Origin of the sequence: Acrocarpospora sp. B8E8, from assembly GCF_039871605.1 — a bacterium.
Taxonomy (GTDB): Bacteria; Actinomycetota; Actinomycetes; order Streptosporangiales; family Streptosporangiaceae; genus Acrocarpospora; species Acrocarpospora macrocephala.
In genome coordinates this window covers 111,537-136,652 of record NZ_JBDPLV010000026.1, presented here as the reverse complement: position 1 = coordinate 136,652, position 25,116 = coordinate 111,537, and the positions used below count along the sequence as shown (strand labels likewise).

Annotated in this window: 26 protein-coding genes and 1 riboswitch; of the genes, 15 read left to right on the top strand and 11 right to left on the bottom strand. The window is 68.4% G+C overall.

From position 1 onward, the window contains the following. Genes htpX through ABGB08_RS24880 form a run of 4 tightly spaced genes read left to right on the top strand, consistent with a single transcriptional unit; the run spans window position 1 to window position 3,005 of the window. On the top strand, window positions 1-888 hold the full coding sequence (gene htpX / locus ABGB08_RS24895) for a zinc metalloprotease HtpX (protein ID WP_347594214.1): 888 nt from the start codon (window positions 1-3) through the stop codon (window positions 886-888). After that, window positions 888-1,436, top strand: coding sequence for a hypothetical protein (locus ABGB08_RS24890; protein WP_347594212.1), 549 nt, complete (start codon window positions 888-890; stop codon window positions 1,434-1,436). The genes htpX and ABGB08_RS24890 overlap by 1 nt, the downstream gene beginning before the upstream one ends. Before the next feature lie 44 nt (window positions 1,437-1,480). Continuing rightward, window positions 1,481-2,233 (top strand): maleylpyruvate isomerase family mycothiol-dependent enzyme, encoded by a 753-nt coding sequence (locus ABGB08_RS24885; protein ID WP_347594210.1) that lies wholly within the window; start codon window positions 1,481-1,483, stop codon window positions 2,231-2,233. 58 nt (window positions 2,234-2,291) lie between these two features. Continuing rightward, window positions 2,292-3,005, top strand: a complete 714-nt coding sequence (locus ABGB08_RS24880) for an SIMPL domain-containing protein (RefSeq protein ID WP_347594209.1) — start codon at window positions 2,292-2,294, stop codon at window positions 3,003-3,005. 43 nt (window positions 3,006-3,048) lie between these two features. Here the strand turns inward: ABGB08_RS24880 and nadA are convergent, their stop codons facing one another. Then, window positions 3,049-4,197 (bottom strand): quinolinate synthase NadA, encoded by a 1,149-nt coding sequence (nadA, locus tag ABGB08_RS24875; protein ID WP_347594207.1) that lies wholly within the window; start codon window positions 4,195-4,197, stop codon window positions 3,049-3,051. A 278-nt stretch (window positions 4,198-4,475) separates the two neighbouring features. Here nadA and ABGB08_RS24870 point away from each other — a divergent pair, with 278 nt between their 5' ends. Together ABGB08_RS24870 and ABGB08_RS24865 are read left to right on the top strand one after the other, a co-directional pair. Next, the gene (locus ABGB08_RS24870) at window positions 4,476-4,832 is read left to right on the top strand and encodes an iron-sulfur cluster assembly accessory protein (protein ID WP_347594205.1); all 357 of its coding nucleotides are present in this window, start codon (window positions 4,476-4,478) and stop codon (window positions 4,830-4,832) included. A 159-nt stretch (window positions 4,833-4,991) separates the two neighbouring features. Next, window positions 4,992-5,978, top strand: coding sequence for a carbohydrate kinase family protein (locus tag ABGB08_RS24865; protein WP_347594203.1), 987 nt, complete (start codon window positions 4,992-4,994; stop codon window positions 5,976-5,978). A gap of 45 nt (window positions 5,979-6,023) precedes the next feature. On the opposite strand, the gene ABGB08_RS24860 is transcribed toward ABGB08_RS24865, so the two are convergent. Genes ABGB08_RS24860 through ABGB08_RS24850 form a run of 3 tightly spaced genes read right to left on the bottom strand, consistent with a single transcriptional unit; the run spans window position 6,024 to window position 7,971 of the window. Continuing rightward, a complete protein-coding gene (locus ABGB08_RS24860) occupies window positions 6,024-6,443 on the bottom strand; it encodes a CBS domain-containing protein (protein ID WP_347594200.1) in 420 nt (139 codons plus the stop codon). A gap of 56 nt (window positions 6,444-6,499) precedes the next feature. Next, complete coding sequence (locus ABGB08_RS24855) at window positions 6,500-6,802, bottom strand: sulfurtransferase TusA family protein (protein ID WP_347594198.1); 303 nt, start codon at window positions 6,800-6,802, stop codon at window positions 6,500-6,502. Window positions 6,803-6,837: 35 nt separating this feature from the next. Continuing rightward, window positions 6,838-7,971 (bottom strand): aminotransferase class V-fold PLP-dependent enzyme, encoded by a 1,134-nt coding sequence (locus ABGB08_RS24850; protein ID WP_347594196.1) that lies wholly within the window; start codon window positions 7,969-7,971, stop codon window positions 6,838-6,840. Between the two features lie 174 nt (window positions 7,972-8,145). Between ABGB08_RS24850 and coxB the strand changes: the two genes are divergently transcribed. From coxB to ABGB08_RS24830, 4 genes are all read left to right on the top strand, one after another. Next, complete coding sequence (gene coxB, locus ABGB08_RS24845) at window positions 8,146-8,964, top strand: cytochrome c oxidase subunit II (RefSeq protein WP_347594194.1); 819 nt, start codon at window positions 8,146-8,148, stop codon at window positions 8,962-8,964. After that, the gene (ctaD, locus tag ABGB08_RS24840) at window positions 8,961-10,622 is read left to right on the top strand and encodes a cytochrome c oxidase subunit I (RefSeq protein ID WP_347594192.1); all 1,662 of its coding nucleotides are present in this window, start codon (window positions 8,961-8,963) and stop codon (window positions 10,620-10,622) included. The genes coxB and ctaD overlap by 4 nt, the downstream gene beginning before the upstream one ends. After that, window positions 10,619-11,014: a cytochrome c oxidase subunit 4 gene (locus tag ABGB08_RS24835; protein WP_155355836.1), complete on the top strand. Its 396-nt coding sequence runs from the start codon at window positions 10,619-10,621 to the stop codon at window positions 11,012-11,014. Before ctaD ends, ABGB08_RS24835 begins: the two co-directional genes overlap by 4 nt. 141 nt (window positions 11,015-11,155) lie before the next feature. Further along, a complete protein-coding gene (locus ABGB08_RS24830; protein ID WP_347594190.1) occupies window positions 11,156-12,325 on the top strand; it encodes an Ig-like domain-containing protein in 1,170 nt (389 codons plus the stop codon). Window positions 12,326-12,370: 45 nt separating this feature from the next. Here ABGB08_RS24830 and ABGB08_RS24825 read toward each other — a convergent pair whose 3' ends face one another. From ABGB08_RS24825 to ABGB08_RS24810, 4 genes are read right to left on the bottom strand one after another with little or no spacing between them, the layout of a single operon-like run. Then, window positions 12,371-14,005, bottom strand: coding sequence for a cytochrome bc complex cytochrome b subunit (locus ABGB08_RS24825; protein WP_347594188.1), 1,635 nt, complete (start codon window positions 14,003-14,005; stop codon window positions 12,371-12,373). Beyond that, window positions 14,002-15,078 (bottom strand): Rieske 2Fe-2S domain-containing protein, encoded by a 1,077-nt coding sequence (locus ABGB08_RS24820; RefSeq protein ID WP_347594186.1) that lies wholly within the window; start codon window positions 15,076-15,078, stop codon window positions 14,002-14,004. The genes ABGB08_RS24825 and ABGB08_RS24820 overlap by 4 nt, the downstream gene beginning before the upstream one ends. Continuing rightward, window positions 15,075-15,878: a c-type cytochrome gene (locus ABGB08_RS24815; RefSeq protein ID WP_347594184.1), complete on the bottom strand. Its 804-nt coding sequence runs from the start codon at window positions 15,876-15,878 to the stop codon at window positions 15,075-15,077. Before ABGB08_RS24815 ends, ABGB08_RS24820 begins: the two co-directional genes overlap by 4 nt. A 17-nt stretch (window positions 15,879-15,895) precedes the next feature. After that, window positions 15,896-16,513, bottom strand: a complete 618-nt coding sequence (locus tag ABGB08_RS24810; RefSeq protein ID WP_347594182.1) for a heme-copper oxidase subunit III — start codon at window positions 16,511-16,513, stop codon at window positions 15,896-15,898. Window positions 16,514-16,728: 215 nt separating this feature from the next. Here ABGB08_RS24810 and ABGB08_RS24805 point away from each other — a divergent pair, with 215 nt between their 5' ends. The 3 genes from ABGB08_RS24805 to ABGB08_RS24795 all read left to right on the top strand — a co-directional run bounded on the left by ABGB08_RS24805 (window position 16,729) and on the right by ABGB08_RS24795 (window position 19,021). After that, on the top strand, window positions 16,729-17,115 hold the full coding sequence (locus ABGB08_RS24805; protein ID WP_347594180.1) for a hypothetical protein: 387 nt from the start codon (window positions 16,729-16,731) through the stop codon (window positions 17,113-17,115). A gap of 114 nt (window positions 17,116-17,229) precedes the next feature. Continuing rightward, on the top strand, window positions 17,230-18,276 hold the full coding sequence (gene trpD / locus ABGB08_RS24800; RefSeq protein WP_347594178.1) for an anthranilate phosphoribosyltransferase: 1,047 nt from the start codon (window positions 17,230-17,232) through the stop codon (window positions 18,274-18,276). A gap of 85 nt (window positions 18,277-18,361) precedes the next feature. Then, window positions 18,362-19,021 carry a histidine kinase gene (locus tag ABGB08_RS24795; protein WP_347594176.1) on the top strand — a complete coding sequence of 220 codons (660 nt, stop codon included), beginning with the start codon at window positions 18,362-18,364 and terminating at the stop codon, window positions 19,019-19,021. Window positions 19,022-19,116: 95 nt separating this feature from the next. On the opposite strand, the gene ABGB08_RS24790 is transcribed toward ABGB08_RS24795, so the two are convergent. Genes ABGB08_RS24790 through ABGB08_RS24780 form a run of 3 tightly spaced genes read right to left on the bottom strand, consistent with a single transcriptional unit; the run spans window position 19,117 to window position 21,784 of the window. Next, a complete protein-coding gene (locus tag ABGB08_RS24790; protein WP_155355828.1) occupies window positions 19,117-19,404 on the bottom strand; it encodes an Lrp/AsnC ligand binding domain-containing protein in 288 nt (95 codons plus the stop codon). A 34-nt stretch (window positions 19,405-19,438) separates the two neighbouring features. Continuing rightward, window positions 19,439-21,172 (bottom strand): DEDD exonuclease domain-containing protein, encoded by a 1,734-nt coding sequence (locus tag ABGB08_RS24785; RefSeq protein WP_347594228.1) that lies wholly within the window; start codon window positions 21,170-21,172, stop codon window positions 19,439-19,441. A gap of 51 nt (window positions 21,173-21,223) precedes the next feature. After that, window positions 21,224-21,784 (bottom strand): GNAT family N-acetyltransferase, encoded by a 561-nt coding sequence (locus tag ABGB08_RS24780; protein WP_347594174.1) that lies wholly within the window; start codon window positions 21,782-21,784, stop codon window positions 21,224-21,226. A 340-nt stretch (window positions 21,785-22,124) separates the two neighbouring features. On the opposite strand from ABGB08_RS24780, the gene ABGB08_RS24775 reads away from it, so the two are divergent. Together ABGB08_RS24775 and ABGB08_RS24770 are read left to right on the top strand one after the other, a co-directional pair. Next, entirely contained in the window at window positions 22,125-23,441 is a 1,317-nt protein-coding gene (locus tag ABGB08_RS24775; protein WP_347594172.1) for an NYN domain-containing protein, read from the top strand. A 111-nt stretch (window positions 23,442-23,552) separates the two neighbouring features. After that, the gene (locus ABGB08_RS24770; RefSeq protein WP_347594170.1) at window positions 23,553-24,515 is read left to right on the top strand and encodes a C40 family peptidase; all 963 of its coding nucleotides are present in this window, start codon (window positions 23,553-23,555) and stop codon (window positions 24,513-24,515) included. Window positions 24,516-24,905: 390 nt separating this feature from the next. Continuing rightward, window positions 24,906-25,067: riboswitch (cyclic di-AMP (ydaO/yuaA leader) on the top strand. Window positions 25,068-25,116 lie beyond the last annotated feature (49 nt).

Here is a 25,116-nt window from a genome sequence, read left to right as displayed (position 1 = left end):
ATGACCAGGTTCGAACCCGATCGGGGGCTGACCGGGCGCATGGTGGCGACCATGTTCCTGCTCGGGCTGCTGTACGTCGCGTTCATGGCGGTGCTCATCGCCGTCGGGACGCAGGCGATCGTCGTCGCGGTGATCGCCGTGGGCTTCCTGCTGGCGCAGTACTTCCTGTCCGATCGGATCGCGCTGTTCGCGATGCACGGGCGGGAGGTCTCGCCGCAGGAGGCCCCCGAGCTGCACGGTGTGATCGACCGGCTGAGCGCCCTGGCCGACATGCCGAAACCGCGGGTGGCCATCGCCGACTCGGATGTGCCGAACGCCTTCGCCACCGGGCGTAACCAGAAGAACGCCGTCGTCTGCGTGACGACCGGGCTGCTGCGGCGGCTGGAACCGGAGGAGCTGGAGGGCGTGCTCGCCCACGAGCTCTCCCATGTCGCCCACCGCGACGTGGCCGTCATGACCATCGCCTCGTTCCTGGGCGTGCTGGCGGGGCTGATCACGCGGTTCACGCTGTACTCGGGGCTCGGGCGCAGCCGCAACCAGAACGGGCCGCCGATCGGGCTGATCATCCTGCTCGTGTCGGGAATCGTGTACGCGGTGAGTTTCCTGCTCACCCGGCTGCTGTCGCGCTATCGCGAGCTGGCCGCGGATCGAGCCGGAGCGCTGCTCACCCAGCGGCCTTCCGCGCTGGCCAGCGCGCTGACGAAGGTCAACGGGGAGATCGCCAGGATTCCGACCAGGGACCTGCGGGCGAACCAGGCGTTCAACGCGTTCTTCTTCGTGCCCGCGCTGTCCCGCGCCAGCATCGCCACGCTGTTCGCGACGCATCCGCCGCTGGACCGCAGGCTGGAGCAGCTGGCCCGGATCTCCGCCGAGCTGGGCCGCCGCTGATGGGCTGGTTCGACGCGCTGCTGGGCCGCTCCAAGCCCGCCCGGCCGGATCTGGACGCGCTGTTCGCGCTGCCGTCGGCCGCGATCAGCCTGCAGGTCGCGATGGCCTTCGCCCCGGCCGGGCAGGGTTCGGTCTGCTTCCGCGCCGCCGAGGGCGCCGCCTTCGCCGAGCTCCAGTCGGACATCCAGGCCCTGCTCGGCAAGGTCGAGATTTCTCAGGACTCGTACGGTTACACGTGGCTGCTCGCCCGAAACGACGATATTTCGGGACTTGTCACGGATTTGCATGCGGTCAACTCCACCCTGGAGTCGGCCGGGTTCGGGCCGTCCCTGCTGTGCACACTGGTGTCCTTCGCCAACCCCACGGGGCGGCGCCTGGCCCTGGTCTACCTGTACAAACAGGGCACGTTCTACCCGTTCGCCCCCCTCGACCGGGAACGCCGCGACAACGCGCTCGAGCTCCAGGCCCGGGGCGTCCTGGCCGCCGAGCTGAAAATCGAGCCGGATCTCTCCCGCTGGTTCCCGGTCTGGGGCGCTCCCGGTCTCTGATGGTGTGGAATGTGGGCATCAGCTGGCTGCCCAGGGGAGGCACTGTGAAGGCTTGGACCCACGTCGCGCAAACCGACGCGATCGCCGCCGAGGTGATCCGCATGGCGAAAGCCGTACGGGACCGGAATCCGGCCACGCCGGTGCCCACCTGCCCGGCCTGGGATCTGCGGGAACTCGTCGTGCACACCGGGAGCATCCACCGCTGGGTCACCGCGATGGTCCGCGACCTCACGCCGGCGCGCTACGAGCGCGCCGAGATGGACCTCGGCATCCCCGAGCTCGCCGGCGAGCACGCGTCCTGGCTGGAGGCGGGGGCCGCGCCGCTGACCGAGGCGCTCAGGTCGCAGCCCCCGGACGCGGCCATGTGGTCCTGGGGTAGCGACCGGCACGTGCGGTTCTGGTCCCGCCGGCAGCTGCACGAGAGCGTCATCCACCGGGTGGACGCCGAACTGGCGCTCGGCATCGCGCCCGAGATCGACGAGAGCATCGCGGCCGACGGGGTCGAGGAGTTCCTCGACGTCCTGCCGTACGCGCGCTGGCGGCCGCAGCTGGCCGACCTGCACGGCGGCGGCGACAGCATCGCCTGGCAGGCCGACACCGGCGCGGCCTGGCTGATCACCCTGACCCCGGAGGGCTTCCGCTACGAGCGCTCCAGCGCCCCCGGCGACGTCACCGTGCGCACCGCCACCGCCGCCGACCTGATGCTGCTGGCCTGGCGCCGGCGCAGCTACCAGGACTACGCGGTCGAGGGCGACGTCAAGCTGCTGCAGTGGTGGGTCGACCACTCCGCAATCTGATCGCCAAGAGCGCGTGGCGGTCCCCGGCGGGGCAATCGGCCGCTGATGTGATCCGCCCATGATCAACCTTAGGCACGCGGCCGCCGCCGCGTTCGTCGTGACCGGGCTTCTCGGCACTCCCGCGTTCGCCGCCGCACCCGACGGGTATGCCGGTGTCGTGGTGAAAGGATCGCGTATCTCCGTCACCGGCCACGGCAACGTCTCCGCTCCGCCCGACCTGATGCGCCTGCAGGCGGGCGTCGAGGTCCGCCGCGCCACGGCCGGGGAGGCGTTCAAGGCGGCCAGGTCGGCCGCGGCCAAGCTCACCAAGATCCTGCTCGGCGCGGGCCTGGCCGAGAAGGACCTGCGCACCAGCGAGCTCTCGCTCGGCCCCGAGTACGAGAACTACCCCAAGATCATCGGCTACCGCGCCACCCAGGGCGTCGAGGCGGTCGTCCGCGACCTGACCCAGGCCGACAAGGTCATCGACGCCGCCGCCGGACTGGGGGAGGACGCCCGCCTGAACGGCATCCACTTCGAGATCTCCGACCAGAACGCCATCCTGGTGGCCGCCAGGGACGCGGCCTTCAAGGACGCCACCGCCAAGGCCAGGCAGTACGCCAAGCTCACCGGCCGCAGGCTGGGCAAGATCGTCTCGGTCAGCGAGGAGGGCGGCGACGTCCCGGGCCCGATCCCTTACCACGGCCCGATGGCCGTGGCCGACAAGGCCTCGATCTCGCCAGGCCGCCAGTCGGTGGGCGTGACCGTCACCGTCTCGTACGAGCTGAAGTGATCGATCGGCCCGGCTGGGTTCGCCCCAGCCGGGCTGATGACCGTTACGGCAGCGCGAGCATGCGGTCCAGCGCGACCTTCGCCCAGTGCGTGGTGTCGGCGTCGACGGTGATCTGGTTGACCAGGTGCCCGTCGGCCAGCGACTCCAGCGCCCAGACCAGGTGCGGCAGGTCGATCCGGTTCATCGTGGAGCAGTAGCAGACGGTCTTGTCGAGGAACGTGACCGTCTTGTCGGGGAACATCGTGCCCAGCCGCTTGACCAGGTTCAGCTCCGTGCCGACCGCCCAGGACGAACCCGCGGGGGCGGCTTCGAGGGTCTTGATGATGTATTCGGTGGAGCCCACGAAGTCGGCCTTGGTCACGACCTCGTGCCGGCATTCGGGGTGCACCAGGACGTTCACGCCGGGAATCCGGGCCCGTACGTCGTCCACGCAGTCCGCGGTGAAGCGGCCGTGCACCGAGCAGTGGCCCTTCCAAAGGATCACCCTGGCGTCCCGCAGGGCGCCGTCGGTGAGGCCGCCGTTCGGCCGGTGCGGATTGTAGACGACGCAGTCGTCCAGGCCGAACCCCATCTCCAGCACGGCGGTGTTGCGCCCGAGATGCTGGTCCGGCAGGAACAGCACCTGGCGGCCCTGCTCGAACGCCCACTCCAGCGCCCGCCGCGCGTTGGAGGAGGTGCAGACCGCGCCCCCGTGGCGCCCGCAGAAGGCCTTGATGTCGGCGCTGGAGTTCATGTAGGTGATCGGCACCACCTGGTCGGCGATGCCCGCCTCCTCCAGCGCCTCCCAGCACTCCTCGACCTGGTTGAAGGTGGCCATGTCCGCCATCGAGCACCCGGCCGCCAGGTCGGGCAGCACCACCCGCTGCGCGTTGGAGGTGAGGATGTCGGCGGATTCGGCCATGAAGTGCACCCCGCAGAACACGATGTACTCCGCGCCGGGCCGGGCCGCGGCCTCGCGCGCCAGCTTGAACGAGTCGCCGGTCACGTCCGCGAACTGGATCACCTCGTCCCGCTGGTAGTGGTGCCCCAGCACGAACAGCCGGTCGCCGAGCCGATCCTTCGCCGCTCTGGCCCGGGCCACCAGCGTGGGGTCGGAGGCCGGCGGGAGTTCACCCGGACAGTCCACCCCACGTTCGCTGTGCGGATCGGTGCCCTGGCCGAGCACGAAGAGCGGAAGACTCGTGGTCGTCACTGACCACACCCCCTTCGGGGACTTATCGTCGAACTGACGACTAATGATTACACACGAGTTGCCGGTGTTTATTCCCCGGGGTATCAATTAGAAAGTCGTGATCTGGACAGCCGCAGCGGCGAGCCGCCTGGTCGGCGGCTATGCGGCTGTCTATGGGACGGGTTTCTGGTTGATAGGGGATGGGGGAATGTCAGTCGAGGGCGAGGTGTTGGTAGCGTCTAAGGACGACATCAATCGGCCTCCGATAGGCGGTCGAAGCAGACGGTGGGAGTCACTACATGACGGTTGAGAGCAGCGAGCAGGCCACGCAGCAGGGGCTCCTCCTGACTGACGCGGCCGCCGCCAAGGTCAAGAGCCTGCTGGACCAGCAGGGTGAGGAAGGGCTGCAGCTGCGCGTCGCCGTGCAGCCGGGCGGCTGTTCGGGCCTGCGCTACCAGCTCTACTTCGACGACCGGTCGATGGACGGGGACGTCGTATCCGACTTCGGCGGCGTCGGTGTCGTCACGGACCGGATGAGCGCGCCGTACCTGATCGGGGCGACGGTGGACTTCGTGGACACGATCGAGAAGCAGGGCTTCACGATCGACAACCCGAACGCCACGGGCTCCTGCGCCTGCGGCGACTCGTTCAACTAACGGGGGCCGGGTTAACCCACCCTGTACGGCGCGTGCCGTACAGGGTGGTGGCATGTGTCCGGATCGTGAGTTCGGGCGGGCGGGAAGTCGCGTATTCTTGCGTGGCTCGCGATCTGGCGGGCTCAAGAAAGCGCTGCTGACAACGAGGAGAATGACCCCGTGCGCATCGCCGTCACCGGCTCCATCGCCACCGACCAACTGATGACCTTCCCGGGCCGGTTCGCCGACCAGCTCGTCGCCGAACAGCTCGACCGTGTCTCACTGTCCTTCCTGGTCGACGACCTGCAGGTCCGCCGGGGCGGCTGCGCGGCCAACATCGCCTTCGGCATGGGCTGCCTGGGCCTGACCCCGATCCTGGTCGGCGCCGTCGGCGCCGACTTCGCCGACTACCGCTCCTGGCTGGAGCGCCACGGCGTGGACTGCGCCTCCGTGCACGTCTCCGAGCTGCGCCACACCGCGCGCTTCCTGTGCACCACCGACGAGGAGCACAACCAGATCGCCTCCTTCTACACCGGCGCGATGGCCGAGGCCCGCGAGATCGAGCTGGGCCCGATCGCCGACCGGCTGGGCGGCCTGGACCTGGTCCTGATCAGCCCCAACGACCCCGACGCGATGCTCAGGCACACCGACGAGTCCCGCAGCCGCGGCATCCCGTTCGCGGCCGACCCCTCCCAGCAGCTGGCCCGGATGCCGGGCGACCAGATCCGCCAGCTCATCGAGGGCGCGGCGTATCTGTTCAGCAACGACTACGAAAAGGGCATGATCGAGCAGAAGACCGGCTGGTCGGATGAGGACGTGCTGTCCCGGGTGGGCGTCCGGATCACCACGCTCGGCCCGAAGGGCGCCAGGATCGACCAGGTCGGCGAGCCCTCGCTGCACATCTCGCCCGCCCCGGAACTGGGCAAGGCCGACCCCACCGGCGTCGGCGACGCGTTCCGGGCCGGCTTCCTGTCCGCCCTGGCCTGGGGCCTGTCGCTGGAACGCTGCGGCCAGGTCGGCAACCTGACCGCCACCCACGTCCTGGAGCGCATCGGCTGCCAGGAGTACGAGCTGGGCCAGCAGGCCTTCCTCGACCGTTTCTCCGGGGCGTACGGCAAGGCCGCCGCCGCCGAGGTGGCCGAGCACGTGCGCTGCTATCACCCCTGACCCGCCTGAGCGGGCCACCGGCGAGGTGGCCCGCTCAGCGTGGCGTCACTCCTGCGCGTAGATCTGGCCGATGGTCATGGCCAGCTTCTCGTCCGGCAGGTGCGCGGCCAGGTCGGCCTCGCTGATCATGCCGACCAGCCGGTGGTTCTCCAGCACCGGCAGCCGCCGGATCTGGTTCTCCTGCATGGCCGTGAGCGCGTCGTCGACATCGGCGTCGGCGTTCACCCAGACGAGCGTGCCCTCGGTCAGGTCGCCGGTCCTGACCTTGGCCGGGTCGTGCCCCGCCGCGATGCACCGCACCACGATGTCCCGGTCGGTGATGATCCCCTTGAGCCGGTCGTCGGTCCCGCACACGGGCAGCGCCCCGACGTCCATCTCGCGCATCATCTTGGCCGCGACGTCCAGCGTCTCGTTCTCGCTCACGCACTCGCACCCGAAGTGCATGATCTCCCGTGCCGTGGTCATGGCGATTTCCCCCTTTTTCGTCCGGTTTTAATCGCTACGTACCCCGTCAGCGGGGATTAATAGTTACGGCGCACGTGGATCGACCAGCCGCCCTGGGGGAGTTCGTAGCTGGCCACGTGCTCGTGGGACTTCAGGCGGCACCAGGCCGGGATGTCGGTGAACGCGGCCGGGTCGTCCGCCAGGACCGCGACGACGGCGCCGAGGCCGACGGTGTTGATCTGGTCGGCCAGCATGATGATGGGGATGGGGCACTTGCGGCCCAGGGCGTCAATGGTGAGGGCGGTGGCCGGGGGAGCGGCGGGGCGGGCGGCCGCGGATTCCTGGGGCAGCTCCCGCGGAGCGGGCTTGCGGCGCCACATCACTGGAACCCCCGGATGATGATGTCCCCGAACATCTAGTGCACTCCCAGACTATGACGGATGCGGCGGACGATATCCGGCAGGACGGTGAGGAATCTCTCCACATCATCCGCGGAAACGCCACGGGGCAGCGATACCCGGACGTTCCCATGCGTAAGCACGCCCATCGCCTCAAGCACATGCGACGGTCGAAGCGTACTCGCCGTGCATGAACTCCCTGACGACACGGCGAAACCCGCCTTGTCCAGCTCTGTCAGGAGCGCCTCACCTTCTACATAGAGGCAGGAAAATGTCACCAGGTGGGGAAGACGTTCCACCGGGTCGCCGATCACCTCGACATCGGGCACCAGGCGCGGGACCTCGTGGCGGATCCGGTCCACGAGGGCGGACAGGCGGGCCGACTCGGCCGCCGCCTCGGCCACGCGGGCGCGCAGCGCCGCCACGGCGGCGACCACCGCGGGCACGTTCTCGAACCCCGGCACCCGGCGGCTCTCCCGGTCGTCCTCGGGGTACGGCGAGCGCCACCGCACCCCTTTACGGATGGCCAGCACGCCCACCCCCGCCGGACCGCCCCACTTGTGCGCGCTGGCGGCCAGGATCGACCAGCCGGGCGGGATCGGCAGCCGTCCGGCCGACTGGGCCGCGTCCACGAACAACGGCACCCCGGCCGCCTGGCAGGCCTCGCCCGCCTCGGCCACCGGCTGCAGGGTGCCGACCTCGTGGTTGGCGGTCTGCAGGCAGGCCAGCGCCGTGCCCGGCTCGGCGACCGCGGCGGCGAAGGCGGCGGGGGAGACCCGGCCGGTGATCTCCACGCCGACGGTCTCGACGCTTCCCCCGTCGCGCTCGTGCACCCCGGCCGCGTGCAGCACGCTGGAATGTTCGACGGCACTGACCACCAGGCGCCGGCCTGCGCGTTTGCGGCCGGCCAGCCCGCCGAGCACGCCCAGGTGCACGGCCTGGGTGCCGGAGGAGGTGAAGGAGACCTCGTCCGCGCGGGCGCCCAGGATCTCGGCCACCTCCGCCCTGGCCTGGTCGAGCAGGAGGCGGACCCGGCGTCCTGAGCCGTACAGCCGGGCGGGGTCGGCCCAGCCCACGTCCAGGGCCGCCAGGAGGGCCTCGCGGGCCGCGGGATGCAGGGGCTCGGTGGAAGCCGCATCGAGGTACGCCACAGTGAGGACATTAACGGGGGCTGCTCAGAGGGGCAGTGCCAGTCCGCGCTAATGTGTCCCCCAGCATTGAAGTGAATCAAGTAAAGCGGGCGAGAAGATCTCCCGTTTGCAGTGGAATCTGAGAAACGCCCAGGGGAAGAGTCCTTTGGGCTTCATCTGTGGGGTAGGCGATCCGTGAGTCCGACCCGCCGTACGACACGGCGACCGTTGGCCCGCCGCCGGGTGCCCAGCCTCGCCGTGGTGGCGTTGCTGGTCGCGTCCGCGTCGGCGTGTAGTGCCGAAGAATGGTCCCGCGGGGCCATGCCCGAGCCGCTGACCCACCAGGGCAATACGATGCTGGACCTGTGGCTGGGCTCCTGGATCGCCGCGCTCGCGACCTTCGCCGTCGTCTTCGGCCTGATCATCTGGTCCGTGATCTTCCATCGGAAGCGCAAGCACTCCGACCAGCAGCTGCCGCCGCAGGTGCGGTACAACCTGCCGATCGAGATGCTCTACACGCTCGTGCCGCTGGTCATGGTGGCCGTGTTCTTCTACTTCACCGCGCGCGACGAGACCGAGATCATGAAGGTCACCGGGACCGCGCCCGTGAAGGTCAAGGTCGAGGGCTTCCAGTGGAGCTGGCGCTTCACCACCGAATACCAGGGCAAGACGGTCGTCGTCGCGGGGGTTCCCGCCGACCTGTCCAAGCAGTCCCTGGAGAACCCGCAGGGCCCGCAGCTGGTGCTGCCGGCCGGGTCCAAGGTGGAGTTCCTGCTTCACTCGCCGGACGTCATCCACTCCTTCTGGGTGCCGGCCTTCCTGTTCAAGCAGGACGTGATGCCCGGCTTCAACAACCGGTTCGAGATCGACACCCTCGACAAGACCGGCACTTTCTTCGGCCGCTGCGCCGAGCTCTGCGGAGTCGACCACAGCAGGATGCTGTTCTCGGTCAAACTCGTCCCGCAGGCCGAATTCGATCAGTATGTCGCTAGTCAGGCGGGGGGCGCCCAGTGACCGCCATTCCGGAACCGGCCGCGCTTCCCCCGCGGCCCTACCGCAAGGGCCGGCTCATCACGAGCTGGCTGTCCACCACGGACCACAAGGTGATCGGGCACCTCTACCTGATCACGTCGTTCGTGTTCTTCCTCATCGGCGGCGTGATGGCGCTGGTGATGCGGGCCGAGCTGGCCCAGCCGGGGATGGAGTTCGTCTCCAACGAGCAGTTCAACCAGCTGTTCACCATGCACGGCACGATCATGCTGCTGATGTTCGCGACCCCGCTGTTCGCGGGCTTCGCCAACGAGCTGATGCCGCTGCAGATCGGCGCGCCCGACGTGGCGTTCCCCCGGCTGAACATGGTCAGCTACTGGCTCTACCTGTTCGGCAGCATCATCGCGGTGAGCGGCTTCTTCAGCCCCGGCGGCGCGGCCGCGTTCGGCTGGACCGCCTACTCGCCGCTGTCCAACGCGGTCACCTCGCCGGGGATCGGCGCCGACCTGTGGATCATGGGTCTGGCCCTGTCCGGCCTGGGCACCATCCTGGGCGCGGTCAACTTCATCACCACGATCATCACGATGCGCGCGCCCGGCATGACCATGTTCCGGATGCCGATCTTCACCTGGAACATCCTGCTCACCAGCATCCTGGTGCTGCTGGCCTTCCCGGTGCTGGCGGCGGCGCTGCTGGTGCTGGAGGCGGACCGAAAACTCGGGGCGCACGTGTTCGACTCCGCGACCGGCGGGGCGATGCTCTGGCAGCACCTGTTCTGGTTCTTCGGGCATCCCGAGGTGTACATCATCGCCTTGCCGTTCTTCGGCATCATCACCGAGGTGCTGCCGGTCTTCAGCCGCAAGCCGATCTTCGGTTACATCGGCCTGGTCGGCGCCACCATCGCCATCGCCGGTCTGTCGGTGACGGTCTGGGCGCACCACATGTTCGTCACCGGGCAGGTCCTGCTGCCGTTCTTCTCGTTCATGACGTTCCTGATCGCGGTGCCCACCGGGGTGAAGTTCTTCAACTGGATCGGCACGATGTGGCGCGGCCATCTCTCGTTCGAGACGCCGATGTTGTTCGCGGTGGGCTTCCTCATCACGTTCCTGCTCGGCGGCCTGACCGGCGTCATCCTGGCCTCGCCGCCGCTGGACTTCCAGATCAGTGACTCCTACTTCGTGGTGGCGCACTTCCACTACGTGGTGTTCGGCACCGTCGTGTTCGCGATGTTCGCCGGGTTCTACTTCTGGTGGCCGAAGTTCACCGGCAAGATGCTCAACGACAAGCTGGGCAAGTGGCACTTCTGGACGCTGTTCATCGGCTTCCACCTGACGTTCCTGGTGCAGCACTGGCTGGGCGCGGCCGGCTTCCCCCGGCGGTACGCGAACTACTCGGCCGTGGACGGGTTCACCGACCTGAACATGGTCTCCTCGGTGGGCGCGTTCCTGCTGGGCGCCTCCACGCTGCCGTTCCTGTACAACGTCTGGCTGACCCACCGGACCGCGCCCAAGGTCCTCGTCGACGACCCGTGGGGTTACGCGGGCTCGCTGGAGTGGGCCACCTCCTGCCCGCCGCCGCGGCACAACTTCCACGAGCTGCCCAGGATCAGGTCCGAGCGCCCGGCGTTCGACGCCAAGTATCCGCATCTGCCGGCCAAGCCCCCCATCGAGGAGAAAGTATGAAGGTCCAGGGCTGGATGTTCATCCTCTGCGGTGTCTTCTTCGCCGCGGCGGACCTGGTCTACTGGTTCTGGTCCAAGGAAGTGACCGGCACCACCGCGATGGCGATCTCGGTCGGGCTCGCCTTCATGATCGGCTACTACCTGCTCTTCACCGCCCGCAGGATCGGCGACCAGCCGGAGGACAACAAGGAAGCCGAGATCAGCGACGGCGCCGGTGAGCTGGGCTTCTTCAGCCCGCACAGCTGGTGGCCGCTGTTCACCACCCTGTCGGCGGCGCTGGCCTTCTTCGGCTTCGTGATCGGCTGGTGGCTGTTCATGATCGGCATGTTCGCGCTCATCATGAGCACGATCGGCTTCGTCTTCCAGTACTACCGGGGGAACTTCTCCCACTGAGTCCATTACTTAGGTTTCACCAAGCCCCGGCGTGCCGATAAGCACGCCGGGGCTTTTCTTTTACTCGCCCGTCGGACGTACCGCCCGTAACTGGGTAATAACCCTACGAAAGGGATCAAAGCCGACGGGGGAGTACGCAACGTGCGAGCTACTGGTGCTGGGGCGCTGGCCCTGCTGATGGCGACAGGATGTTCCGCCGCGTCCGCGGTCGAGGAGAACCAGAAAGGCAAGAAGGGGTCCGCGCCGGCCCTCTACATCACTCCGGCGAACGGAGGCAGGGATCTGCTTCCCGGGCACCCGATCAGAGTCGACTCCGCCAACGGCGCTCTCACGGCCGTCACGGTGACGACCAAGGGCAAGGCAGTACAGGGCACCTTCAGCGCCGACAGGACCCGCTGGCGCAGCCTGCGCCCCATGCTGGCCGACACCCAGTACAGCGTGGCCGCGACCACCGCGGCCGGGTCGGCCCGCAGCGCGTTCTCCACCCTCAAGCCCAAGAGCGTCTACAACATCGAGCAGATCATCCCCAACAAGGACATATCAGGATTGACGGTGGGCGTCGGCATGCCCATCATGGTCAGCTTCGACAAGGACATCGCCGACCGGGTCTCGGTGGAGCGGAACCTGTTCGTGCAGGCCTCCAGGCCGGTCGAGGGGGCCTGGCACTGGTTCGACAACAAGACCATCGCCTACCGGCCCAAGGAGTTCTGGCCCGCGCACACCAAGGTCCGCTTCACCGCGCGCCTGTCCGGCGTGCGCGGCGCCGACGGCATGTACGGCGTGAAGGACTACGTCCGCGACTTCAAGATCGGGCGCTCCCAGATCAGCACGGCCAGCGTGCTCACCCACATGATGAAGATCAAGCGGGACGGCAAGCTGATCCGCAGCGTGCCGATCAGCGCCGGCAAGGGTGGTGTCACGAAATATCACACCACCAACGGCATTCACCTGGCCATGTCCCGCGAGCCGGTCACCGTGATGACCTCGCCCGACGCCGGCCCCGGTCAGGCCGGCTACTACTCCCAGACCGTCTACAACACCGTCCGCATCTCCAACAGCGGCGAGTACGTGCACTCCGCGCCCTGGTCGGTGGGCTCGCAGGGCTACTCCAACGTCAGCCACGGCTGCGTGAACATCAGCCCGGAGAACGCCCGCTGGTTCATCGACAACACGCTCATCGGCGACCCGATCATCATCACCGGCAGCCCGCGCGTGCTGGAGCCGCTGAACGGCTGGGGGCACTGGCAGGAGTCCTGGCCGGAGTGGCTGAAGTGGAGCCGCCTGCGCGCCGCGGAGACCGACAGCATGTGAAAAGGGGCCCGGAGATTGACTCCGGGCCCCTTTCCCATGGTCTGGCTAGTGCTTGTCCTCACCCGAGCCGATGGCCGCGTGCCCGTGGCCGCCTTCCTCTTCGAGCGGGACGTGCTCGGTGCCGTACTTCTTGCTCAACATGGCCCGCGCCTTGCCCAGGATCGAGCGGGCGCCCTTCGGCGGGATGCCCTCGATGTCCGCCTCGCCGGGCAGGATCGGGAGCCGCTCCTTGCCGCGCACATGGTCGGCGATGTCCTCGGCCGGGGGCACGTGGACCTCGATGTACTGCCCGTTCGGCATGCGCTTGATGACGCCCGACTCCACACCGTGCGACATGACCTCGGCGTCCTTGCGCTGCAGGCCCATGCAGACCCGGTACGTGACGAAGTACGCCAGCGCCGGACCCAGGAACACCGCGAAGCGCCCGAAGATCGTCGTATGGTACAGGTCGATGTGGAAGAAGGCCGAGATCTCGTCGTTCGCGCCCAGCAGCCACAGCAGGCCGTAGAACACGACCGCCGCCATGCCGATCGAGGTGCGGTGCGGGTTGTTGCGGGGGCGGTCGGCGAAGTGGTGCTCGCGCCGGTCCCCGGTGACCCATTGCTCGATGAACGGATACAGCGCCAGGCCCGTCATGATGATGCCCATCGGCACCAGGGCGGGTATCAGCACGCTCAGCGGCAGGGTATACCCGAGGAAGTTGATCTCCCAGGCGGGCATCAGCCGCAGCGCGCCCTCCAGGAAGCCCATGTAGAAGTCCGGTTGCGACCCCGCCGAGATATCCGCCGGAGTGTAGGGACCGAACAACCAGATCGGGTTGATCTGCGCGAACGTCCCCAGCCCCGCGATGGCCGTGAACGTGAACAGGAAGTACGCCCCCGCCTTCGCCATGAAGGCCGGGTAGAACGGCGCCCCCACCACGTTGGTGCTGGTCCGCCCGGTCCCCGCCATCTGGGTGTGCTTCTGCACCCACATGAGGATCAGGTGCGCCGAGATCAGCGCCAGCAGGATGCCCGGGATCAGCAGGATGTGCAGCGAGTAGAAGCGCGCGATCACATCCTCGCCCGGATACTCCCCGCCGAACAGGAAGAACGTGAAATACGTCCCGACCAGCGGCAGCGAGATCAACACACCCTCGGTGATCCGCAGACCGGCGCCGGAGAGCAGGTCGTCGGGGAGCGAGTAGCCGGTCAGGCCCTCCAACAGGGCCAGCGTCAGCAGCAGGACGCCGATGACCCAGTTCAGCTCGCGCGGCTTGCGGTACGCGCCGGTGAAGAACACCCGGAGCATGTGCACGGTCATGCCGGCCACGAACAGCAGCGCCGCCCAGTGGTGCATCTGCCGCATCAGCAGACCACCCCGGACCTCGAAGCTGATCTTCAGCGTCGACGCGTACGCCTCCGACATGGTGACGCCGCGCAGCTGCTGGTACGGACCGTCGTACACGACATGGCCCATGCCCGGCTTGAACCAGAACGTCAAGAACGTGCCGGTGAGCAGCAGGATGATGAACGAGTACAGCGCGATCTCGCCGAGCAGGAACGACCAGTGGTCGGGGAAGACCTTGCGGAGGTTCCGCTTCAGCCAACTGCCCGCGCCCAGCCGGTCGTCCAGATAACTCGCCGGCCCGGCTATCAGCTTGGGCGCTTCCTTCAGGGCCGGTTCTTTCAGGGTGGTCATGATGCCTTCTCCCTGGCTTCCCTGGCGTCGGCCTCGGCGTCGCCGCGTTCCCAGAAGCTCGGGCCGACCGGGACGTCGAAGTCGGCTTCCGCGATGAGGTAGCCCTCGCCGTCCACGCCGATGGGCAGCTGCGGCAGCGGCCGGGCGGCCGGGCCGAAGATGACCTTCGCGCCGTCGGTGGCGTCGAACGTGGACTGGTGGCAGGGGCAGAGAATGTGGTGGGTCGTCTGCTCGTACAGGGCGGCGGGGCAGCCCACGTGCGTGCAGATCTTCGAGTAGGCCACGATGCCGTCGTGGGTCCAGTTCTGGTTCGTGCCCGCCTTGAACTGGTCGGGACGGAACTTGATCAGGATCAGCGTGGCCTTGGCGAGCGCGTTCATGTCGTGCTCGTAGCCCTGCGGCACGACCGACAGGATGCCGCCGGGCGAGTTGAAGTCGGCGGCCCGGATCGGGGCGCCGGTGCCCTCCACGGTCAGGCGCAGGCCCTTCTTCCAGACCGTGTGCCGCAGCGAGGTGCCCGGCAGCGGGCCCAGGTCCTTCAGCAGGATCAGCGGGGCCAGGCCCAGCGGCGCGGCGGCCAGCAGCAGCGTGCGGCGCAGCAGCTTGTGCCGCACGAAGCCGCTCTCGTTGGCGCCCGCCACGAAGGTGTCGGCGACATACTCCTGCGTGTCGGGGGCGGAGACCATCGGGTGGCGCTCCTGGACCAGCGTGTACTTCGGCATGATCCGGCGGACCCAGAGCACGATGCCCGCGGCCAGCGAGAGCAGCGCCAGCGTGAGGGTGCTGCCCAGGGCCAGGTTGGAGGCCGCGGTGCTGTCCACCGTGCCGACCTGGAAGATCACATACGACGCGATGAACGCGACGCCGGACAGGAAGGTCACCAGGAAGAGCAGGGCGACCAGCCGCTCCGCCCGCCTGGCCGCGGCCAGGTCCGGGTAGACGACGGCCGGGTCCTCGACGGGAGGCGGCGGTGGCGAGTCGCCGAGCACCGCGGTGCCCGCGGCGGGGGTGCCGATGACGCGCCTGGGCACGCGCGCGTCCTCTTCGTGGCTCGAATGCTCGTTGGAGGTCATTTCTTACGCTTCTTCGCGGTGATCCAGATGGCGGTCAGAGACATGAAGCTGAGACCGGCGATCCAGACGACGAGGCCTTCGGTCACCGGGCCGATCCGGCCGAGGCCGAAACCTCCCGGGTCCTGCAACTCACGCATCTGCACGATGTAAGCGATCATGTTCCGCTTGTCCTCGGGCGTGATGATCGAGTCGTTGAAGACCGGCATCGCCTGCGGGCCCGTGACCATCGCCTCGTAGATCTGCTCGGGCGTGGCCTCGTTCAGGTTCGGCGCGTGTTTGCCGTAGGTGAGCGCGCCGCCCGCGCCGACGAAGTTGTGGCACTGGATGCAGTTCGCGCGGAACAGCTCGCCGCCCTTCGCCGCGTCGCCCTTGGCCGGGTCCACCATCTCGGCGGTGGGCCGCTGCGGGCCGCCGCCCAGGCTCTGGATGTAGGCGGACAGCTGGTTGATCGCCTCCGGCGTGACCCACTCGCCGAGCGGCTTGCGCTCCATCTGCGGGCCAGGAGGGCCAGCCGGCATGCGCCCGCTGCTGACCTGGAAGTCCACCGCCGCCGCGCCGACGCCGACCAGCGGCGGGCCCATCGTGGTGCCCTCGGCGTTCGGGCCGTGGCAGCTCGAACAATGGGCCACGAACAGGCTCTTGCCCTCGGCCACGTCGTCGGCCTTACCGGACGCGATCGCCGCGTCCGCTGAGTTGCTCGGCGCGAACAGGGCGTATCCTCCGCCGAGGAGGCCCAGCGCGAGCGCCACGACGGCGAGACGCGCGAGGGGATGCCGCCGTCGCGCGGTGATCGAGTTCACCGATATCCCCGTTCCGATCATTTGATGATGTAGATGGTCGCGAAAAGGCCGATCCAGACGACATCGACGAAGTGCCAGTAGTAGGACACGACGATGGCGCTGGTGGCCTGCTCATGCGTGAAGCGCTTCGCGGCGTACGTGCGTCCCAGCATGAACAGGAACGCGATCAGCCCACCCGTCACGTGCAGCCCGTGGAAGCCCGTGGTCAGGTAGAACACCGAGCCGTAGGCGTCGGAGGAGAGCGTCGTGCCCTCGTGCACCAGCGAGTTGTACTCGTACAGCTGCCCGGCGACGAAGACCGCGCCCATGAGGAAGCTGACGATGTACCAGAACCGGAGCTTCTTGACCTGGCCCTTCTCCGCGGCCCATACGCCGAACTGGCAGGTCACACTGGACAGGACCAGAATGATGGTGTTTGCCGTCGCGAACGGGATGTTCAGGTCGGCGTTCGGCCAGGGGAGACCCTGGTCGAGGCTGACCGATCGGATGGTGAAGTACATCGCGAACAGCGCCGCGAAGAACATGAGCTCAGAGGACAACCAGACGATCGTCCCCACGCTGACCAGGTTGGGCCGGCGGGACGCGTGTGGTGCCGTCGTCGTTGTAATTGCGGATGCTGTCGCCACGCCCAGCATTATTGCGGCTAACCTGCCCGGTCGCCTCTTCGGGGGGCTGTGTTGCCGGGTACGGTCGCGCGCGGGGGGTCGGGCAGGGCCGATACCATCGGCTTGACCACAGGCGGTTATTAACCAGAAACCCGTCCCACAGACAGCCGCACAGCCGTCGACCAGGCGCCGCACCGCCGCGGCTGTCCAGATCACGACTTTCTGATTAATAGGAGTGTTGCGACGTGAAGGTTCTCATCTACAGCGATGACGCGAGCACCCGGGAGAAGGTGCGGACGGCGATCGGGCGGCGTCCGGCCGCGGATCTGCCCGAGGTGGAGATCGTGGAGAGCGCCACCCAGCCCGCGGTGCTCCGCTACCTGGACTCGGGAGATTTCGATCTGGCGATCCTCGACGGCGAGGCCGCGCCCGCCGGGGGGATGGGGATCGCCCGCCAGGCCAAGGACGAGGTGCACAACTGCCCGCCGATCCTGCTGATCATCGCCCGCCGGGACGACCGCTGGCTGGCCAACTGGTCACGCGCCGATGCGGTCGTGTCCCAGCCCCTCGACCCGATGGCGGTCGCGGAAGCCGTCGCGGACCTGCTCCGCCGCCGTCCCGCGATCGCCTGACCCGGTCTGTCCGCCGTCCCTGAACCGACCGGCCCACCGGCATAGCACGGTCATCCTGGCGATTCGGTTGGGATTCGCTGCCTTTCTGCCCCTTTTCGCTTATCAAGGAACGCCATGGACGCTCGCACCACCTGGCCGTCGCTTCTCCACGCGCTGCTCTCCGGCGAGGATCTGACCGCCGACGAGACCGCGTGGGCGATGGGCGAGATCATGTCCAACGCGGCCACCCCCGCGCAGTTCGCGGCCTTCGTGGTCGCGCTCCGGGCCAAGGGGGAGACCGTCGCGGAGGTGTCCGGGATGGCCAGGACCATGCTGGACCGCGCCACCGCCCTGGTCACCGTGGAAGGCGCGACCGTGGACGTGGTCGGGACCGGGGGCGACCGCGCGCACACCGTCAACGTGTCGACGATGGCGGCGATCGTGTCCGCCGCCGCCGGGGCGCGGGTGACCAAGCACGGCAACCGGGCCGCGTCCTCCCTGTGCGGGGCGGCCGACGTGCTCGAACATCTCGGCGTAGTCATCGACGCCTCGCCCGAGGCGACCGCCAGGATCGTGGCCGAAGCCGGGATCGCGTTCTTCTTCGCGCCCGTCTACCACCCGTCCATGCGCTTCGCGGGCCCGCCGCGCAAGGAGATCGGCGTCCCCACCGTCTTCAACTTCCTCGGCCCGCTCACCAACCCCGCCCAGCCCGTCGCCCAGGCGATCGGCGTCTTCGACGCCCGCATGCTCCCCGTCGTGGCCGGCGTCTTCGCCGAGCGCGGCGTCTCCGCCCTGGTCTTCCGCGGCGACGACGGCCTGGACGAACTCTCCACCGCCGCCCCCTCCACCGTGTACGTCGTGCGCGACGGCGTGGCCACCAAGACCACCTTCGACCCCCTGGACATCGGCATCCCCCGCTCCCAGCCCGGCGACCTGCGCGGCGGCGACCCCGAGTTCAACGCCAACGCCATCCACGACCTCCTCGGCGGCAAGCCCGGCCCCATCCGCGACGCCGCCCTCCTCAACGCCGCCGCCGCCCTCACCGCCCTCGACGGCCCCACCCCGGAAACCCTCAACACCCAACTCCGCGACAACTACACCCGCGCCGCCCACGCCATCGACTCCGGCACCGCCACCACCACCCTCAACCGCTGGATAGAAATCAGCCAATCCACCAAGTAGGCAGAGCGTCCGTCAGTCCTGCGGGGGATGAGGGGTCCATCTGCGAGGGGACGTAATCCGACAGGTGGCGGCTTAGGTTGCCCGCATGATGCGTCATCTTGTGTCTCGGCTGGTGGGGTCGCGGGTTGTTCGCCGGTGGCTGGGGGATTCGACGGATGCGGTGGCGCGGGAGCGGCTGCGGATCGCGTGTGAGCTGCATGATGTGGTGGCGCATGACCTGAGCGTGATGACGCTGGCGGTGGGGGCCGGGCGGGTCATCATGGACCGGGATCCGGAGCGGGCCAGGCAGACGTTGCGGGATGCCGAGGAGTCGGGGCGGCAGGTGCTCAGCGACCTGCAGCGCATGCTGGGGCTGCTGCGGGTGGACGGGGTGAGCAGGGGGCCGCAGCCGAGGCTGGCGGATCTGCCGGTGCTGCTCGACGGATATCGGGCCGGGGGGCTCGCGGTGACGTTGCGGGAGGACGGGGTCAGGGCGGACGGTCCTGTGCTCGAACTGTCGGTCTACCGGATCGTGGAGGAGACGCTGCGGAACGCGGCGCTGTACGGGCACTCCACTACGGCCACGGTCGAGTTGCGGTGGCTGAGTGGCGTCCTGGAGTTGAGCGTGCGGGACGACGGGCTGCCGAGGGAACGGCTGCTCGGCATCTGGGAACGCGCCGCCCTGTTCGGCGGTTCGGTCGCCTCGCGGACGATATCGGATGGCTTCGAGGTCCGGGTGCGGCTGCTGATCACCCGGAATCGGTGAGAAATCCACACGCACGCTCGCCCGGAATCGGTGAACACTCCGGGTGCGCCTGCTCGCCCGGAAGCGATGGGCGTTCCGCCGCCAGGAATCGGTGATCAGTCCGCGTCGCTGAGGCCGATGGAGAAGGCCGCGTCGAGATCGTGGCGGGAGTAGGCGCGGAAGGCGATGTGGGTCTCGGTGTGGAGCACGCCCGGGACCTTGTTCAACCGGCCGGGGATGACCTCGGCGATCTCCTCGTAGTCCTTCACGCGGACCATGGCCATCAGGTCGAACTCCCCGGTGATCGAGTAGACCTCGCTGACGCCGTCGAGTTCCGCGATGGTCTGCGCGACCTCCGGAATACGATCGACGTCGGCGTTGATGTGCACGATCGCGGTGACCATATGCGCTCTCCCGTTCCTGCGGACTGATCAGAACCTATCGCAGCGGCCGGCCCTCCCTCGGCTGGTGGGCCCGCAGGCTCTCGTACGCCCGGTCGATCCTCCCCTTGAGCCGCCCCGCGCCGTACGCCGGGAGGCTCCAGGTGCCGCCCTCGACGCGGACCAGGCGGATGCCCGGAGTGTCCAGCCAGCGCAGGATCGTCTCGGTCTCCTCGGCGCTGGCGGCGGGGGTCGGCCCCGGCCCGGGGACGACCGTTTCCGCGGTGGCGACCAGGGCCTCCACATACGGCACCGGGTGGGCGCCGCGCGGCATCACCCCGGCGGCGGTCAGGCGGCCGTGGCGGATGACGTGGATGTCCCAGTCGCCGTTGAAGGCCGGGCTGGCGGCCACCATCTGCTCGATGCGGGTCAGCGAGAGCAGCCGCTGCATGCGCGCCGCCGTGCGGACATACGCGGCGAGGCGATCCCGGTCGACGGCCGCCTCCTCGTAGCGCTGCTCGGCGGAGAGGCGGTCCATCCGGGCCTCCACGGCGGAGAAGACCAGGCCGGCGTCGTGCTCCATGGCGTGGCGGGCCTGGGCGACGTGCACTCCGTACGCCGCCTGGCTTTGCCGCCCGTCGCAGGGGGCGCCGCATTTGCCCAGTTCAGCCAGGGTGCACGCGCTGCGGAAGACCGTCGGCGATAATCGTTCGCCGCACTGCCGCAGCGGCAGGGCCTCGTGCATGGCGGTGCGGGCCTCGTCGGCGGTGCGGCTGCTGCCGAAGGGGCCGAGGTAGGTGCCGCCGTCGTCCTTGAGCTCGCGCACGATGCTGAGCCGGGGAAAGGGCTCGTTGGTCAGTTTCAGCCAGACGACCCGCTCGGGGAAGCGGGAGCGCCGGTTGTAGCGGGGCTTGGTGGCGCCGATCATGCGGAGTTCGCGGATCTCGGCCTCCAGCGCGGTCGAGCAGACGATGTGCCGGACCCGCTCGGCGATGCCGATCATCTCCCGCACGCGCGGCCGGGTCTCGCTGGCGGTGAAGTAGCTCCGGACCCGGTTCCGCAGGTTCGAGCTCTTCCCGACGTAGAGGGCTTCGCCCCGGACGTCCTCGAAGATGTACACCCCCGGGCGGGCGGGCACGCCCTCGGAGAGATGGCGCTTGCGCTGCTGCTCGGGCGTCGGCATGCGGACGAACCCCCGCAGATCCTCCAGCGTGTGCACGCCCAGTGAGCCGACCCGGCCGATCAGGCCGTGCAGCACGTCGACGGTGGCGCGGGCGTCGGCCAGCGCCCGGTGGCACGGCTCGGTGGCGCTGCGGAAGAACCTGGCCAGGGTGGCGAGCTTGCAGTTGGGCGTCTCGTCCCGGTTGAGCACCCGGCGGGCGAGATCGGCGGTGTCCACCACCGGATTCACCGGCGGCGGGTAGCCCTGGCCCGCGCAGGCCGCCTTGATGAAGCCCATGTCGAACGGCGCGTTGTGCGCCACCAGCGTGCACCCCCGGATGAACTCCAGGAAGCTCGGCAGCACCTCGGTCATCCGGGGCGCGGCCAGCACCATCGCGTCGGTGATCCCGGTCAGCACCGAGATGAACGGCGGGATCGGGCCGCCGGGATCCACCAGGGTGGCGAACTCGCCGATCACCTCACCGCCGCGCACCTTGACCGCGCCGATCTCGGTGACGCCGTGCTCGGACGTCGAGACGCCGGTGGTCTCCAGGTCGAAGACGACGAACGTCACGCCGGCGAGCGGGGTCCCGAGATCATCTAGCGTGCCCTGTTCCACGCCCACGACCATAGAGACGCGGACCGACACTTCCCGGCATCCCCGCCGTCCCGCGTGTCGCGTCTACGGGAGTTCGTCCCATTCACGACGCAGCATCGCGTACACGATCTCGTCGGTCCACTCGCCCTTTACCATCTCGTTCTCGATCAGATGCGCTTCCTCGCGCATGCCGAGCCGCTCCATGACCTTGGTCGAGGCGGTGTTGCGGCCGTCGCAGCGCGCGGCGATGCGGTGGAGTTCCAGGTCGTCGAAACCGAGCCTGAGCATCTCCCGGCTCGCCTCGGTGGCGTAGCCCTTGCCGTGGAAGGCGGGATTGAAGATGTATCCGATCTCGCCCTGCCGGTGCTCGCGGCTCTGCCAGAACAGCACGACCTCGCCCGCCAGGGCGCCGGTCTCCCGTTCGAACACCGCCAGGCAGAGCGCCTGGCCCGCGTCGGTGAGCTCCCGCACCTGCGCCTTCTCCGCGACCCTCTCCCGTACCTGATCGAGGTCCCGGGGCTCCCAGTAGAGATATCTGGTCACTTCGGGCAGCGAGTGGAACGCGTGCGCCGCGGGGACGTCGTCGATTTCGTACGGCCGGAGGATGAGTCGCGGGGTCTCGATGGGGTACGCGGGCTTGAGCATCCGACCACACTAAATGACGGCATTCCGCCCCAGCGACCGTATTCCCGGGGTTGCTGGCGGGCCCCCGCCGTGGCCGCAGCTGCACACGGCGGAGGCCCTAAGTGCACGGTATGTGATAGATCGTCCTGGTTGACGAAGGGGGTGGCGGTTGGCAGGGATTCGATGATCGCGCAGGTCATCGCAGGGATGGGCTGTTCCGCGAAGGAGGTCCCGCAGTGGGCGGTTGCGGGTGGAATCCACTGTTTCAGGCGGGGGAGGAGGGCAAGGTCGCGGAAAGTGATGTGGTAGCGCCGCAGAGCCGTACCCTTGAATGAAAGACCAGAACGAGGAGCGACCAGGGATGAGTTCAGCCGGAGAGGGCCTGTCTCGTCCCCTGCCCGAGCAGGTTCGGGCGCATGTCGTCGAGTTGGCGGCCCAAGTGCTCGGCGCTATGCCGGGCGGGACGATTCCGCCGCCATTGCGGGGGATCGCGAAGTTCGATCCCCGGAAGCGGGCGCGGCTGGGCAGCGCGCCCATCGCCGCGCAGCTGGAGAACGACAAGGAGTTCCGCGAGCTCGTCGCGGAGGCGCTGACGGCCGCCTGGCCCGAGCTGGTGGCCGCGCTGGCCGAGGAGACCGTGCCGCCCGCGGCCGAGCCGGTGCTGGTGGCGGCGGCCGCCTACCTGACCAGGCCGCCCGGGTGGGCCGAGCTGGTCGAGCAGGCGCGCGAGGACATCGACCGGGCGGCGGCGCTGGGCAACCAGCGGGAGCAGGCCGAGACCCGGCTGCGCGAGCAGCTCGCGGCCCAGCGTACGGCGGCCAAGGAGGAGATCGACCGGGTCAGGGAGCAGCTGCGGACCGCGCGGTCGGAGAACGCCGATCTGCGGCGCAAGCTGCACGACGCCAGGGAGCGGGCCAAGGCCGCCGAGCTGCGGGCGCAGGAGCTGGACGCCGCCACCGCCGACGCGCGCAACCGCGTCGCGGGCGCGGGGGCCGCCGCCGAGGCGGAGATCCGCAAGCTGAAGGAGCGGCTGGCCGAGGCGGAACGCCATCTGGAGGCCAGCCGCCGGGCCGCCCGCGAGGGCCGCAGCGTCGAGGACGCGCGGATCCGGGTGCTCATGGACGCGCTGGAGGACGCCGCCAAGGGGCTGCGCAAGGAGCTGTCGCTGCCGACGTCGATCAGCAGGCCGGCCGACTACGTGACGGCCGTGACGCCGGGGCCGCCCAGCGTGCGGGCGGTTCCCGCGCGGGCGCTGGCCGACGACGACCCGCAGCTGCTCGATCAGCTGCTGGCGATACCCAACCTGCATCTGGTCGTGGACGGCTACAACGTGACCAAGACCGGCTACGGGGCGCTGACCCTAGTCGATCAGCGCAGCCGGCTGCTGACCGGGCTCGGCGGCCTGGCCGTGCAGGTCAAAGTGGAGATCACGTGTGTCTTCGACGGGGCCGAGCTGGACGGTCCCGTGCAGGTCTCCGCGCCGCGCGGGGTGCGGGTGGCGTTCAGCGCGCCCGGCCAGATCGCCGACGACCTGATCCGGCAGCTGGTCCGGATCGAGCCCCCCGGCCGGGCCATCGCGGTGGTGTCCTCCGATCGGGAGGTGGCCGAGTCGGTGCGCCGGATGGGCGCCAGGCCGGTCCCGGCCACCCTGCTGCTGCGGAGACTTGGCCGTGCGTGATCAGTTGATCGCGATGGGTGATGAACTGGGCAAATAGCCCGAATCGGTTGAGCGGGCAAGATCGCTTCACTAGAGTTCCCGACCAGGTCTGTCCGTCTGGAAGGGGTTCTTGTGCGTGGGCGAGCATCGGTCGCGGCGGGTCTGGCCGCAGCCGTCATCCTCCTGCCGGTAGTCGGTGCGCAGGCGGATCCCAAGCCCACGCTCGCCGAGGCGCAGGCCAAGCTGAAGAAGCTCAACAAGCAGATGGACGAGATCGTCGACGACTACAACGGCGCCAACGAGAAGTGGAAGAAGGCGAAGAAGCAGTACGACAAGGTCAACACCGCCTTCAAGAAGCAGGACCTTCAGGTCCAGGCGTTACGGGCGGGTGTCGTCGGGGTCGCGGTGACCAACTACCAGACCGGCGACTTCCGGACGCTGAGCGGGCTGTTCACCGCCGACGATCCGGACACGATGCTCAACACGATGACGCTGATGGATCAGCTCGCCGCCGGGCGCACCCAGTCGCTGACCGAGTTCGAGGTCGCGATCAAGGGGTTGCGGACCCAGCGTGAGGCGAAGAAGAAGACCTACGAGGACGCCGCGAAGGTCAAGGACGAGCTGGTCAAGAAGAAGAAAAAGGCCGACCGTATGGTGGCCGAGCAGGTGAAGCTGCTCCGGGAGCTCGGTGCGTACAACCCGGGCAATACCAACAGCACGGGGCAGATCTACACCGGGCCCGCGTCCGGGAACGCGCTGGCGGCCCTTGAGTTCGCGTATGCGCAGATTGGGAAGCCCTACCGGTATGGGGGGACTGGTCCGGGCTCGTGGGACTGCTCAGGGCTCGTTCAGGCGGCCTGGCGGAAGGGTGGGGTCAGCCTGCCGCGGACGAGCTACGAGATGTGGGCCTGGGGGGCGAACCGCAGGGTGTCGGTGAACGCGCTGGAGCCGGGCGATCTGGTGTGGCACAGCGGGTTCGGGCACGTGGGAATTTATGCGGGTGACGGGAAGGTCGTCCACTCGCCGCAGACGGGTGACGTGGTCAAGGTCACGCCCGTCGGTGAGTACAACCCGGACAAGGCCGTCCGCCCGTAGGTACGGCTGTCCGTCTGTCGGCACGTTCGAAGGTCATCTGTCTTGTGGCACGTCCGAGGCCGTCCACCCGTAGGCAAGTTGCCTGATTCGTCCGGGCGTTGGCCGGTTGGAACGATCTTATGAACCTGTGGGGCTGATGGGGCTTCTGGTGCCGTGTTCAGCTTCTGTTTCGTGAAGTGTGACCAGAGTCACAATGGGCATTGAAATGCCGGTGTATGCAGGGCCTTCACGAATAAAATCTAGTTATCTGATCTTTATCTTTGGAGAATGCTTTGCCTAAACGTGGTGAAGCTCGGTAGTTTCTGGGCCGCGACGTACAAGCCATGGCGTCGCCACCATGTCAGCCGAATGCGCTGATGTCTCCATAAAGATCCGTGTGTCGCATGTCACAAATGCGACCGGCCGAGTCCATGCAGTCAGGAGGCATGGAGCCGGGGACCCAAAAGGCTCTGTACGCAGGAGTCAAGGGGTGAATCGGTGTGAATTCCACCGTAGGGCGACTTCCCCGCCCGAATCCGTCAGCTAACCCGGTAGGCGTACGTGGAAGATCATAGGAGCGATCCTGTCAACCACCCCCGCATGTCTGTCCCGTCTTGCCCGT